The organism is Promicromonospora citrea (assembly GCF_013004695.1).
Lineage (GTDB): Bacteria > Actinomycetota > Actinomycetes > Actinomycetales > Cellulomonadaceae > Promicromonospora > Promicromonospora citrea.
Genome location: NZ_JABEMG010000031.1, coordinates 26,119 through 38,900, shown reverse-complemented (window position 1 = coordinate 38,900; position 12,782 = coordinate 26,119). Strand labels below are relative to the sequence as shown.

The 12,782-nt window shown below is 70.6% G+C and carries 10 protein-coding genes and 1 pseudogene; 7 read left to right on the top strand and 4 right to left on the bottom strand.

Going from position 1 to position 12,782, the window contains the following annotated elements; genetic code table 11:
- Positions 1-518 (bottom strand): annotated as a pseudogene (locus tag HLB15_RS08650) (hypothetical protein); the annotation flags it as partial.
- Between the two features lie 97 nt (positions 519-615).
- Positions 616-1,236, bottom strand: a complete 621-nt coding sequence (locus HLB15_RS08645) for a hypothetical protein (RefSeq protein WP_171104898.1) — start codon at positions 1,234-1,236, stop codon at positions 616-618.
- A gap of 299 nt (positions 1,237-1,535) precedes the next feature.
- Between HLB15_RS08645 and HLB15_RS08640 the strand changes: the two genes are divergently transcribed.
- Complete coding sequence (locus tag HLB15_RS08640) at positions 1,536-4,097, top strand: ATP-dependent Clp protease ATP-binding subunit (protein WP_171104897.1); 2,562 nt, start codon at positions 1,536-1,538, stop codon at positions 4,095-4,097.
- A gap of 56 nt (positions 4,098-4,153) precedes the next feature.
- On the opposite strand, the gene HLB15_RS08635 is transcribed toward HLB15_RS08640, so the two are convergent.
- Positions 4,154-4,930, bottom strand: coding sequence for an IclR family transcriptional regulator (locus tag HLB15_RS08635; protein WP_171104896.1), 777 nt, complete (start codon positions 4,928-4,930; stop codon positions 4,154-4,156).
- 67 nt (positions 4,931-4,997) lie between these two features.
- On the opposite strand from HLB15_RS08635, the gene eda reads away from it, so the two are divergent.
- From eda to HLB15_RS08620, 3 genes are read left to right on the top strand one after another with little or no spacing between them, the layout of a single operon-like run.
- Positions 4,998-5,660 carry a bifunctional 4-hydroxy-2-oxoglutarate aldolase/2-dehydro-3-deoxy-phosphogluconate aldolase gene (eda, locus tag HLB15_RS08630; RefSeq protein ID WP_171104895.1) on the top strand — a complete coding sequence of 221 codons (663 nt, stop codon included), beginning with the start codon at positions 4,998-5,000 and terminating at the stop codon, positions 5,658-5,660.
- Positions 5,657-6,760 (top strand): sugar kinase, encoded by a 1,104-nt coding sequence (locus HLB15_RS08625; protein ID WP_171104894.1) that lies wholly within the window; start codon positions 5,657-5,659, stop codon positions 6,758-6,760. Before eda ends, HLB15_RS08625 begins: the two co-directional genes overlap by 4 nt.
- A gap of 50 nt (positions 6,761-6,810) precedes the next feature.
- Positions 6,811-7,803, top strand: coding sequence for an SDR family oxidoreductase (locus tag HLB15_RS08620; RefSeq protein ID WP_171104893.1), 993 nt, complete (start codon positions 6,811-6,813; stop codon positions 7,801-7,803).
- 42 nt (positions 7,804-7,845) lie between these two features.
- Here the strand turns inward: HLB15_RS08620 and HLB15_RS08615 are convergent, their stop codons facing one another.
- Positions 7,846-8,874 (bottom strand): LacI family DNA-binding transcriptional regulator, encoded by a 1,029-nt coding sequence (locus tag HLB15_RS08615; RefSeq protein WP_171104892.1) that lies wholly within the window; start codon positions 8,872-8,874, stop codon positions 7,846-7,848.
- Between the two features lie 260 nt (positions 8,875-9,134).
- Between HLB15_RS08615 and HLB15_RS08610 the strand changes: the two genes are divergently transcribed.
- The 3 genes from HLB15_RS08610 (at position 9,135) to HLB15_RS08600 (ending at position 12,771) form a co-directional block, all read left to right on the top strand.
- Positions 9,135-10,148 carry an ABC transporter permease gene (locus tag HLB15_RS08610; protein WP_171104891.1) on the top strand — a complete coding sequence of 338 codons (1,014 nt, stop codon included), beginning with the start codon at positions 9,135-9,137 and terminating at the stop codon, positions 10,146-10,148.
- The gene (locus HLB15_RS08605) at positions 10,142-11,056 is read left to right on the top strand and encodes a carbohydrate ABC transporter permease (RefSeq protein ID WP_171104890.1); all 915 of its coding nucleotides are present in this window, start codon (positions 10,142-10,144) and stop codon (positions 11,054-11,056) included. Before HLB15_RS08610 ends, HLB15_RS08605 begins: the two co-directional genes overlap by 7 nt.
- Positions 11,057-11,130: 74 nt before the next feature.
- The gene (locus HLB15_RS08600; protein ID WP_171104889.1) at positions 11,131-12,771 is read left to right on the top strand and encodes an ABC transporter substrate-binding protein; all 1,641 of its coding nucleotides are present in this window, start codon (positions 11,131-11,133) and stop codon (positions 12,769-12,771) included.
- The last annotated feature ends 11 nt before the right edge of the window (positions 12,772-12,782 follow it).

Sequence of the window (12,782 nt, the reverse complement as noted above, 5' to 3'; positions counted from 1 at the left end):
GGCCGCGGGCTCCGGGTCGGCTCGGCGGCCTGCGGGGGTTGCGTGGGGGCGGGGGCGGGATCGGCCGTCGGGGTCGGCGCCGACGTCGGTTCTGCCGCCGCCGTGCAGGCGCTGCCCCGGCCCGGGTCGTGCCACGTGCCGGCGTCCTCGACCTCGACCCACACCACGCAGTAGCCGTCCGGGTACGCCTGGCGGGCCTCCCAGAACGCGGCCCAGCCGCTGCGCTGCTCGTCCCGGGTGAGCCGGCGGGTGTAGGCCTGGCCGCCGTGGCGGGAGCCCGCGGGCAGGACCACGTAGGCGACCTCGTCGCTGCGGTACCCCGGCCGGAAGGCGACGCCGTCGGTGCTGACGTCGACGTCGGCGGTGGAGGACGCCGCGGCCCCCGGGGCGGTCACGACGCCGCCGAGCAGCAGCGACGCGGCCACGAGCAGCGTCGGGACGGCGGCAGCGGCGCGGCCGGACCGGGCACCGCGCGGCCCCGGCCCCGGGGGCACGGAACGGGCGGTGGCGCGGATCACAGCGGCGATACTACCGCCGGGGTCGGCGCGCCCGGGAGGGCCGGACGGGTGACCGCCGGGTGAGGGCCGGCGAGAGTCGGTCCGGCCGGCCGACGGCTCAGAACCGCGGCCCCTCCTCGCCGTGCAGCAGGTTGCGGATGGGGCGGGTGACGACGTCGACCCGGTCGACGAGGTCGGTGGGTCCCGTCACGACGACGCCGCGGTCGGCCGCGGGGGAGTAGACGGCGGTCACGTCGCGGACGGTGACGCGCATGCAGCGGCGGGCCTCGCCGTCGACGCGGAACTCCCGCGACTCGCAGGGCACGTCGTCGACCTCCGCGACGATCGCGCGCATCGCGCTGCGGTAGTCCCGGTACGACTCGGCCAGGTCGGTCACGTCCGTGGTGTCCGGCGACGCCGCCGGGTCGACGTCGGCGTGCAGGGGCGCGACGAGGGCCCCGCTGCACGCGGCGCGCACGATGTCCTCGACCTGTGCCGCGGTCGCGGGCACGCGCAGCGTCTCGACCTCGACGGTCTCGCCCGCGAACGTGCGGTACGACCGCAGGAAGCGTTCCTCGGTGGGGTCCGCGCTGTCGGCGCCGCCGGTCACCTCCTCCTCGACCAGGTCGAGCCCCCAGGTCAGGGGGTCGTCCACCTCGCCGACGACGCCGGAGAACCGCGCGAAGCGCGCGACGATCTGTTCCCAGGACTCGGGGGTCGGGCTCGGTTCCTCCGCCATGTGGCCTCCCGGAGCGGGTACGCGTCAGGTAACGAGCCTGCCGGGTGGCGGGGGACGCGTCAACGACCCGTGCCGCACCAGGTACCGGATCAGGTACGGAACCGGCGAGGAATCGCCGTGGAACGGTGTGCCCACCGGCGTGTCGCGTCCGCGCGGCGTCCTCGGGACCATCACGTCGTCACGCCCCTGGCGAACAAGGGCATCAACCGGCCCATGGGCGCGTTGGGAGCGCATAGAGTCGTTGCGGTCAGGCCTGGTACCGCCGGTGCAGGTGTACGCCGCTCGTGAGGGAGCAGCACATGTTCGAGAGATTTACGGATCGCGCCCGTCGGGTCGTCGTCCTCGCCCAGGAAGAGGCGCGGATGCTGAACCACAACTACATCGGCACGGAGCACATCCTGCTCGGCCTCATCCACGAGGGTGAGGGCGTAGCGGCCAAGGCTCTGGAGTCGCTCGGGATCTCGCTCGACGGCGTCCGCACCCAGGTCACCGAGATCATCGGTGAGGGGCAGCAGGCGCCGAGCGGCCACATCCCGTTCACGCCGCGCGCCAAGAAGGTGCTGGAGCTGTCGCTGCGCGAGGCGCTGCAGCTGGGCCACAACTACATCGGCACGGAGCACATCCTGCTCGGCCTCATCCGCGAGGGTGAGGGCGTCGCGGCCCAGGTGCTCACCAAGATGGGTGCCGACCTGAACAAGGTGCGCCAGCAGGTCATCCAGCTGCTGAGCGGGTACCAGGGCAAGGAGCCGGTCTCCGCGGGCGGTCCCCAGGAGGGCCAGCCCGCAGGCTCCGCCGTGCTCGACCAGTTCGGCCGGAACCTCACCCAGGCCGCGCGCGAGGGCAAGCTCGACCCGGTCATCGGGCGCACGCAGGAGATCGAGCGGGTCATGCAGGTGCTGTCCCGCCGCACCAAGAACAACCCGGTGCTGATCGGCGAGCCCGGCGTCGGCAAGACGGCCGTCGTCGAGGGCCTCGCGCAGGACATCGTCAAGGGCGACGTCCCCGAGACGCTCAAGGACAAGCAGCTCTACACGCTGGACCTGGGCGCCCTGGTGGCCGGCTCGCGCTACCGCGGTGACTTCGAGGAGCGCCTGAAGAAGGTGCTCAAGGAGATTCGCACGCGCGGCGACATCATCCTGTTCATCGACGAGATCCACACCCTCGTGGGTGCGGGTGCCGCCGAGGGTGCCATCGACGCGGCCTCGATCCTCAAGCCCATGCTGGCTCGCGGTGAGCTGCAGACGATCGGTGCCACGACGCTCGACGAGTACCGCAAGTACGTCGAGAAGGACCCGGCCCTGGAGCGCCGCTTCCAGCCGATCCAGGTCTCGGAGCCGTCGCTCGAGCACGCCATCGAGATCCTCAAGGGTCTGCGCGACCGCTACGAGGCGCACCACCGCGTGTCCATCACGGACTCCGCGCTGGTCTCCGCCGCGACCCTGGCGGACCGGTACATCAACGACCGGTTCCTCCCGGACAAGGCGATCGACCTGATCGACGAGGCGGGCGCCCGCCTGCGCATCCGTCGCATGACGGCGCCGCCGGAGCTCAAGGAGCTCGACGAGTCCATCGCCGAGGCGCGCCGCGAGAAGGAGTCGGCGATCGACGAGCAGGACTTCGAGAAGGCCGCGGGCCTGCGTGACAAGGAGAAGCAGCTCACGCAGCTCCGTGCCGACAAGGAGAAGGCCTGGAAGTCGGGCGACCTCGACACGGTCGCGGAGGTCGACGACGAGCTGATCGCCGAGGTGCTGGCGATGTCCACGGGCATCCCGGTCGTCAAGCTCACCGAGGAGGAGTCCAGCAGGCTGCTCAACATGGAGGAGGAGCTGCACAAGCGCGTCGTCGGCCAGGAGGCCGCGATCAAGGCGCTGTCGCAGGCGATCCGCCGTACGCGTGCCGGCCTCAAGGACCCGAAGCGGCCTGGTGGCTCGTTCATCTTCGCCGGCCCCACGGGTGTCGGCAAGACCGAGCTGGCCAAGGCGCTCGCCGAGTTCCTGTTCGGGGACGAGGACGCGCTCATCCAGCTCGACATGTCCGAGTTCTCGGAGAAGCACACGGTCTCGCGGCTGTTCGGCTCGCCCCCTGGCTACGTCGGCTACGACGAGGGTGGCCAGCTCACCGAGAAGGTGCGCCGCAAGCCGTTCTCCGTCGTCCTGTTCGACGAGGTGGAGAAGGCGCACGCCGACATCTTCAACTCGCTGCTCCAGGTGCTCGAGGACGGTCGCCTCACCGACTCGCAGGGTCGGGTGGTCGACTTCAAGAACACGGTGATCATCATGACCACCAACCTCGGCACGCGGGACATCGCCAAGGGCGTCCAGACCGGCTTCAACTCCGGCGGCGACCTGGTGACCTCGTACGAGCGGATGAAGGCGAAGGTCAACGAGGAGCTCAAGCAGCACTTCCGGCCCGAGTTCCTCAACCGCGTCGACGACACGGTCGTCTTCCCGCAGCTCTCGCAGGAGGAGATCATCCAGATCGTCGACCTGGAGATCGCCAAGCTCGACCGTCGTCTGCACGACCGGGACATGGGCATCGAGCTCACCCCGGCCGCCAAGACGCTGCTGGCCGAGAAGGGCTACGACCCGGTGCTCGGCGCCCGTCCGCTCAAGAGGGCGATCCAGCGGGAGATCGAGGACACGCTGTCCGAGAAGATCCTGTTCGGCGACCTCACGGCGGGGCAGCTGGTGATCGTGGACGGCGAGGGCGAGGGCATCCTCGGCGAGTTCACGTTCCGTGGCGTGCAGCGCGACGAGCGCCGCCGCCCCACCACGGCGGAGCCGCAGTCGGTGCCCGCGGGCGCCGGCCTGGCGCCGCGCGACCTGCCGCCGTCGGGCCAGATGGCGGCCGGCGGGGCGTGACCCCGGCCAGGCCCTGACACGAGGCCCGGTCACCCTGCGGGGTGGCCGGGCCTTCGTCATGCGCGGGGGACCGGCGCCCCGGCGCTCGGCATCCCGGCGCCCGGCACCGTGAGGCCGGCCGGGAGCAGGGCGGGCAGCGTGTCGCGGAGGGCACGGACCCGCTCCGTGCGGGCAGCGCCGCGCAGCCGCTCCACGGGCGCCGTCACGCTGACCGCTGCCACGGCACGGCCCGCTCGCACCAGCGGGACCGCGATGCACGCGATGCCCGGCTCGTTCTCCTCGGTCTCGCCCGCGACGCCGCTCCGCCGGGCCTCCGCCAGCACCTCGCGGAGCCGCGCGAGAGGCACGTCCCCCGCGACCCGTTCCAGCGCCGCCTCGTCCAGCTCCTGCACCGAGAGCAGCGCCCGGCCGAGCGCCGTCGTCGCGGCGGGGCGCCGCCGTCCGACCGCCGACCACACGCGCACCGCGCGCTGCGGCTCGACCTTGTCGAGGTAGACCACCTCGCGTCCGGCGAGCACGCCGAGATGCACCAGCTCGTCCACCGCCTCGCTGAGCGCGGTGAGCGCCGGGTGGAGCAGGGCGGGCAGGTTCTCCTCGGCCAGGTAGGCGTTGCTCAGCGCGAGGGCGGAGGGGCCGAGCCGGTACGCGCCGTCGGCGGTCTGCTCGGCGTAGCCGCGGTGCCGCAGGGCCGCGAGCGTGCGGTGCAGCGTCGGCTTGGAGACGCCGACGGCCTCGGCCAGCGTGCCGAGCGGCGCACCGGCGGCGCCGAAGCTCGCGAGCGCGTCGAGCGCCAGCAGCGCCTTGTCGACGCTGCCGAGCGGGCTGGCTTCCATGGGGCTCCTCACGTAGCATCGTTCCGCAGTGAACAACTGGCGTTCACCATAGCGAAACGGAGCCTCTATGTCATCCCCGGACACCCCCGTCCTCGAGGCGCTCGCCGCGCACCGGCTCGTGCCGGTCGTCGTGGTCGACGGTGCCGACGAGGGCGCCCGCCTGGCCGACGCGCTCGTCGCGGGCGGACTGCCCGTCGCCGAGATCACGCTGCGCCTGGCAGGCGGCGTCGACGCCATCCGCGCGGTGGCGAAGAACCAGCCCGACGTCGTGATCGGCGCGGGCACCGTGACGACGGCGGAGCAGGTGGACGACGTCGTCGCCGCCGGTGCGCGCTACATCGTCTCGCCCGGGCTGTCCGCCGCCGTCGTGCGCCGGGCGCAGGAGCACGGCGTGCCCGTGCTGCCGGGCGTCGCGACGCCGTCGGAGATCATGGCGGCCCTCGACCTGGGCCTCGACACCGTGAAGCTGTTCCCCGCCGCCGTCGTCGGCGGGCCTGCCGCGATCAAGGCGTTCTCCGCGCCGTTCCCCGGCGTGCGGTTCGTGCCGACGGGCGGCGTCAGCGCCGCCAACCTCGGCGACTACCTCGGCCTGGACCCGGTCCTCGCGGTCGGCGGGTCGTGGATGGTCGGGCGCTCGCTCGTCACGGGCGGCGACTGGGCCGAGATCACCCGCCGCACGAGCGAGGCGGTCGCCCTCGCCCGCACGATCGACCAGGAGAGCACCCGATGAGCACCTCCCTCACCGTCCGTCCCGCCGCCGAGACCGCCTATGACGCCGTCGCGCTGGGCGAGGTCATGCTCCGCCTCGACCCGGGCGACCGCCGCGTGCGTACCGCGCGCCGGTTCGACGTCTGGGAAGGCGGCGGCGAGTACAACGTCGCCCGCGGCCTGCGGCGCTGCTTCGGCCTGCGCGGCGCGATCGTCACCGCGCTCGCCGACAACGAGATCGGCCGGCTCGTCGAGGACTTCATGCTCACCGGCGGCCTCGACACGCAGTACGTGCGGTGGGTGCCCTACGACGGCATCGGCCGCACCGTGCGCAACGGCCTCAACTTCACCGAGCGCGGGTTCGGCGTGCGTGGCGCGGTGGGCGTGAGCGACCGCGGCAACACCGCGGTCTCCCAGATGCGGCCCGACGACGTGGACTGGGACGCGCTGTTCTCCCGTGGCGTGCGCTGGCTGCACACCGGCGGCATCTTCGCGGCCCTCTCGGAGTCGACGGCCGACGTCGCCGAGGCGGCCATGGCCGCGGCCCGCCGGCACGGCACGATCGTCTCCTACGACCTCAACTACCGGCCCTCGCTGTGGAAGGGCATCGGCGGCGAGGAGCGGGCGCGCGAGGTCAACCGGCGTCTGGCGCAGCACGTCGACGTCATGATCGGCAACGAGGAGGACTTCACGGCCTCGCTCGGCTTCGAGGTCGAGGGCGTCGACGAGAACCTCACCGACCTGGACACCGGGGCGTTCCGCGCGATGATCGAGACAGCGTCGGAGGCCTACCCGAACTTCCAGGTGATCGCGACGACGCTGCGCGGCGTGCGCTCGGCGTCCCGCAACGACTGGGGCGCGATCGCCTGGTCGCGTGCCGAGGGCTTCGCCGAGGCGACCCACCGGGCCGATCTCGAGATCTTCGACCGTGTGGGCGGCGGCGACTCCTTCGCCTCCGGCCTGGCGTACGGACTCATGGAGCTGGACACGCTCCAGCAGGCCGTCGAGTACGGCGCGGCGCACGGCGCGCTCGCCATGACGACGCCCGGCGACACCACCATGGTGACGCTCCCGGAGGTCGCCAAGCTCGCGGGCGGCGGGAGCGCGCGCGTGCAGCGCTGATCACGCCGCCGACCAGCGCAGACGGGTCGTTCGGTGCAAGGATTGGCCGCATGTCCCAGAGCATCCTGTTCATCGGCGGAAGCGGAATCATCAGTCATGCCTCGGTGGCCCGGGCCGCACGGCTCGGCCACCGGGTGACGGTGCTCAACCGGGGCAGATCGGCCACGCGTCCGCTCTCGGACGAGGTCGAGACGCTGGTCGCCGACGCGAACGACCCCGAGGCCGTCGCGGCGGCGCTCGGCGCCCGCGAGTTCGACGTCGTCGCCCAGTTCCGCGCGTTCACACCGGAGCACGTGGCGCGCGACGTGGCGCAGTTCTCGGGCCGCACGGGGCAGTACGTGTTCATCTCGTCGGCCTCGGCGTACCAGACGCCGCCCGCGCGCCTGCCCGTGCGGGAGTCGACGCCGCTGCGCAACCCGTTCTGGCAGTACTCCCGCGACAAGATCGCGTGCGAGGACCTGCTGGTCCGCGAGTACCGGGACAACGGCTTCCCGATGACGATCGTGCGCCCGTCGCACACCTACGACCGCACGCTGCTGCCGACGTCGGGCGGCTGGACGGACGTGGCGCGCCTGCGCGCGGGGCGCCCCGTCGTCGTCCACGGCGACGGCACGTCCCTGTGGACGCTCACGCACACCGAGGACTTCGCGGTGGGCTTCGTGGGGCTGCTGGGCCACCCGCTGGCGATCGGCGAGTCGTTCCACATCACCGGCACCCACGCCCCCACGTGGGACCAGATCTACACGTGGCTGGCCGAGGCGGCCGGCGTGCGGACGCCGGAGCTCGTGCACGTGGCCTCGGAGACGATCGGGCGCGTGCTGCCGGAGATCGGCCCGGGGCTCGTGGGTGACAAGGCGCACTCGATGGTCTTCGACATCTCGAAGGTGCGCTCGCTCGTGCCCGAGTTCGGCACGACCATCACCTACGACATCGGTGCGCAGGAGCAGGTCGCGTGGTTCGACGCCCACCCGGAGGCCCAGGTGGTGGACACCGAGCTCGACGCGGCGTTCGACCGCCTCGTCGCGCACGCGCGCTCGCTCTGACGCTGGGTGACTACCTCGCCGGGTGACTACCTCGCCGGGTGACTACCTCGGGGTGGGGGGTGGGGGTGCTGTGGACTCGCGGGTCACGAGCTCCGTCGCGAGGTTGAGGCGGCGGACCTTCGGCGACCTGCCGTGCGCCATGTCGAGCAGGATCTCGGTGGCGGCCGCTCCCATCTCGCGGAGCGGCTGCCGCACCGTCGTCAGCGGCGGCCCGACCCAGGAGGCCAGCGGCAGGTCGTCGTAGCCGACGACCGACAGGTCCTCCGGCACGCGCAGCCCGAGCTGGTGCGCGGCGCGCAGCAGGCCGAGGGCCTGCATGTCGGAGCCCGCGAAGACCGCCGTGGGCCGGTCGGGCAACGACAGCAGCTCGAGGCCGTGCCGGAACCCGGCCTCCACGTAGAAGTTGCCCTTGCGCAGGAGCGCGGGGTCGACGGGGACGCCTGCCTCCTCGTGCGCCGAGCGGTAGCCGTCCACCCGGGCCCGGCTGCACAGCATGTCCCAGGGCCCGGCGATGACCGCGATGCGGCGGTGGCCGAGGCCGAGGAGGTGCCGCGTGGCCTGGAGCCCGCCGTTCCAGTTGTCCGAGCCGACGGAGGCGACGTCGGCGGGCGGTTCGCCGTCGGTGTCGATCACCACGTAGGGGATCCCCCGCCGGTCGAGCTGCTGGTGCTGGCCCTCGGAGAGGTTGGCCGCCACGAGCAGCACCCCCAGGGGCGGCCGGGCGATGGTGGTGTCGAGCCACCGGGCGGGCGGGCGGTGCACCCCGCCGAGCTCCGAGAGGATCACGCTGGTGCCGGACTCCGCGGCGGCGGGCTCGACGCCGCGGATGATCTCCATGGACCACTCGGAGCCGAGCCGGTGGAAGACGAGGTCGATGAGGCCGGTGCCGGCGGGCGCGGCGGCCTGGCGCCGCCGCCGGTACTGGTGCTTCTCCAGCGCTGCCTCGACCCGGTCGCGGGTCGCCGGCGCCACGTCGGCGCGGCCGTTGAGCACCTTGGAGACCGTCGGCACCGACAGGCCGAGCTCGTTCGCGATCGACGCGATGGTGGGGCCTGGCCGCGTGCCGGTCATTCCGTAACGCCTTTCGGAACCGTGGTCGAAAGTTTCTCTGGGCCGAAGGTACACCAGCCCGCGGCGCTTCTGATGACAAATCAGCCGTGATCACATCGTGACAGACGTGATTCTGAACGAGCCTTGACGGCCTCGCGACCGTCGCCCTAATGTCCCAGCCAAGAACTGTCGGTAAAGACACCGATAGTTTCGAAAACGTTCCACGACGACGTGGCGCCCTCTCCGGAGGGCCCGGCACGGCGCGGTGACCGGAGGACTTGATGACACAAGGCACGGGGACGGTCGACGTCGCCCCGCGGACGGGCGGTGCGCCGAGCGGCGCTGCGGGCGCCGTCGGCGCGGGGCCCGGACCGCAGCAGCTCCGGCGCAACGACACGTGGCGTGTGTCCCTGCGCCGGCACTGGCGCCTGTACACGTTCGTGATCCTGCCGGTGCTCTTCCTCCTGGTGTTCCGCTACGTGCCCATGATCGGGAACGTGATCGCCTTCCGGCGGTACCGCCCCGGCGGCTCGATGTTCGGCGACGAGTGGGTCGGCTTCTACTACTTCCAGATGTTCATCCAGAGCAAGCCGTTCTGGGACGTCTTCTGGAACACCGTGATCCTCGGCGGCCTCACCCTGCTGGTCTGCTTCCCGCTGCCGATCATCCTCGCGCTGCTGCTCAACGAGCTGCGGTCGCGGACGTTCAAGCGCGTGGTGCAGACCATCACCTACCTGCCGCACTTCATGTCGATCGTGATCGTCGCGGGGATGGTCTTCCAGCTCACCGCCATCAACGGGTCGGTCAACCAGCTCATCGAGGCGTTCGGCGGTGAGGCGATCCCGTTCATGCAGCGCGCGGACTGGTTCCGGCCCATCTACCTGACGTCGGAGGTGTGGCAGACCGTCGGCTGGGGCACCATCCTCTACCTCGCCGCCCTGACCACGATCGACGACCAGCTCTACGAGGCGGCACGGATCGACGGCGCGAACCGGTGGCAGCAGACCTGGCACATCACGCTCCCGGGCATCCGGCCGACGATGATGGTGCTGCTCATCCTCAACATCGGCACCTTCATGGCCGTCGGGTTCGAGAAGGTCCTCCTGCTCTACAACCCCCTCACGTACGACACGGCCGACGTGCTGTCCACGTACCTCTACCGGGTCGGCATCGGGGAGGGCGGCAACTACTCGTTCGCCGCCGCGATCGGCCTGTTCGAGGCGCTGATCGGCGTGGCACTGGTCGTGACGGCCAACCAGATCTCGAAGCGAGCGGTGGGAGCCTCCCTGTGGTGACGACGAACACTCCTGACATCACGGCGGTCCGCACCACCACGACGACGGTCAGGGACACGCCGGGCTACCGGGCGTTCCGGATCGCCAACGCGTTCCTGCTGGTGGTCATCACGTTCCTCACGCTCTACCCCTTCCTCAACATGGTGGCGAAGGCGTTCAGCTCGCAGGCCTACATCGCCGCCGGGGAGGTCAACCTGTGGCCGCGGGGGTTCAACCTCACGACCTTCGCGAGCGTGATGGGTGACTCGATCTTCTGGGTCAACTACCGGAACACGGTCGTGTACACGCTCCTCGCCACGCTCATCGCGATGGCGCTCACCACGACCTTCGCGTACGCGCTGTCCAAGCCCTATCTGAAGGGCCGCGGCGTCCTGGTCGGCCTGGCCATGGTGACCATGCTGTACGCGGGCGGCCTGATCCCGAACTACCTGCTCATCGACGCCCTGGGCTTCAAGAACACGATCTGGGCGATCGTGGTGCCCGGCGCGATCAACGTCTTCAACCTGCTGGTCATGAAGTCGTTCTTCGACAACTTCCCCCGGGAGCTCGAGGAGGCCGCCGAGATCGACGGCATGTCGCAGTACGGCGTGTTCTTCCGCATCGTGCTGCCGCTGTCGAAGGCGGTCATCGCGACGATGACCCTCTTCTACGCGGTCCAGTTCTGGAACTCGTGGTTCCAGGCGTACCTGTACCTGAACGACCGCGACATGTACCCGGTCACCCTCTACCTGCGCAACCTGCTCGCCGCGGCCACGTCCACCACCGACCTCGGCAGCGACACCGTGCAGATCCAGGCGAACGTCCAGTCCGTGGCGATGCTGCTCACGGTCCTGCCGATCGTCTGCGTGTACCCGTTCATCCAGAAGTACTTCGTGTCCGGCGTGATGCTCGGCTCCGTCAAGGGCTGACCGCCACGCACGACCACCACCCGCCCCCGTCCCGACCGTCAGAGGCGACGGCGTTCACACCCTGAAGGAGAACCATGAGGATCACCCCGAGGAGGGCTGCCGCGGGCCTCGCGGCGTCGGCCCTGGTCGTCACGCTCACCGCGTGCTCGACCAGCGGCGGCGGCGCGGAGGAGTCCGGCGAGATCGACATGGAGTCGCAGGTCGGCTACATGGAGGACTTCGAGGTCGGCACCACGTTCAAGGCGACGGAGCCGGTCGAGTTCAGCCTCCTGTACCGCGACCACCCCGACTACCCGTTCAAGGACGACTGGCCGATCGTCGAGCACCTCAAGAACAACCAGAACGTCGAGTTCGAGTACGTCAACGTGCCGCTCGCGGACCTGGCCACGCGCCGCTCGGTGCTCATCAGCTCGGGTGACGGTCCCGACATCATGCCCTCCATCTACGCCGGCGAGGAGGCGCAGTTCCGCAACGCGCTGCTCCCGATCTCCGACTACGTCCAGTACATGCCGAACTTCCAGGACAAGATCGAGAAGTGGGGCCTGCAGGCCGAGGTCGACCAGCTCCGGCAGGAGGACGGCAAGTTCTACCTCCTGCCCGGCATCCACGAGATCGCGAAGCCGCAGTACTCCATCGCCGTCCGTGCCGACCTCTGGGAGAAGGCGGGCATCACGGAGGACCCCGAGACCTGGGACGAGTTCAAGGAGCAGCTCGAGGCCGTCAAGGAGGCCAACCCGGACATCGACTACCCGTTCAGCGACAAGTGGTCGATCAACAGCCCGATGGAGCAGACCCTCAACGCCGCGGCACCCAACTTCGGCACGACGGCGGGCACCGGCTTCATCAACGGCCTGTGGTGGGACGAGGAGGCCGGTGAGTTCACCTACGCCGGCGCCTCGGACGGCTACCGCGACCTCGTCACGTACTTCGCCTCCCTCGTCGAGGACGGCCTGATGGACCCCGAGTCCGTCACCCAGGAGATGGAGCAGGGCGAGCAGAAGTTCGCGTCCGGCCGCGTCGCCGCCATCAGCTCGAACGACCAGGAGCTCGTGAAGTACCGCGACAACTTCGAGCAGCTCGGCACCAAGGAGGCCGAGGTGCACCAGATCGTCGTGCCGGCCGGTCCGTACGGCAGCTACCTGGTCGCGGGCTCGCGCCGCGAGTCGGGCATCGTGTTCGGCGCCGAGGCGGCGAAGGACGACGACTTCCTGGCGATGCTGCAGTTCGTCGACTGGCTGTACTACTCGGACGAGGGCCTGGAGTTCTCCAAGTGGGGCGTCGAGGGCGAGACGTTCGAGTGGGAGGGCGACAAGCGCGTCCTCAAGGACGACATCGACGTCAACGGCCTCAACCCCGGCGCGCCCAAGGAGCTCCGCAAGGACTTCGGCTACCACAACGGCGTCTGGATGCTGGCCCACGGTTCGACCGAGGAGCTGGACAAGTCGATGCTGCGCGACGAGGTCGTCGAGTTCCTCGACGGGATGAACCAGAAGGAGGAGCTGCCCCTGCCGCCCGCGATCACGTACGACGAGATGCAGCAGGAGCAGGCCACGCTCTACCAGACGAACCTGCAGGACATCGTCTACCAGAACACCGCGCAGTTCATCGTCGGTGACCGGCCGCTCAGCGAGTGGGACGACTACGTCGCCGAGCTCGAGGCGGCGGGCATGGCCGACTACGTCGAGCTCGCCAACAGCGCCGTCGCCGGCGAGTGACACCAGCGGCC

Coding starts and splice junctions, on each gene's coding strand:
- HLB15_RS08645 (WP_171104898.1), bottom strand. CDS start 1,236: ATGGCGGAGGAACCGAGCCCGACCCCCGAGTCCTGGGAACAGATCGTC.
- HLB15_RS08625 (WP_171104894.1), top strand. CDS start 5,657: ATGAGCACCTCCCTCACCGTCCGTCCCGCCGCCGAGACCGCCTATGAC.
- HLB15_RS08610 (WP_171104891.1), top strand. CDS start 9,135: ATGACACAAGGCACGGGGACGGTCGACGTCGCCCCGCGGACGGGCGGT.
- HLB15_RS08615 (WP_171104892.1), bottom strand. CDS start 8,874: ATGACCGGCACGCGGCCAGGCCCCACCATCGCGTCGATCGCGAACGAG.
- eda (WP_171104895.1), top strand. CDS start 4,998: ATGTCATCCCCGGACACCCCCGTCCTCGAGGCGCTCGCCGCGCACCGG.
- HLB15_RS08635 (WP_171104896.1), bottom strand. CDS start 4,930: ATGGAAGCCAGCCCGCTCGGCAGCGTCGACAAGGCGCTGCTGGCGCTC.
- HLB15_RS08640 (WP_171104897.1), top strand. CDS start 1,536: ATGTTCGAGAGATTTACGGATCGCGCCCGTCGGGTCGTCGTCCTCGCC.
- HLB15_RS08620 (WP_171104893.1), top strand. CDS start 6,811: ATGTCCCAGAGCATCCTGTTCATCGGCGGAAGCGGAATCATCAGTCAT.
- HLB15_RS08600 (WP_171104889.1), top strand. CDS start 11,131: ATGAGGATCACCCCGAGGAGGGCTGCCGCGGGCCTCGCGGCGTCGGCC.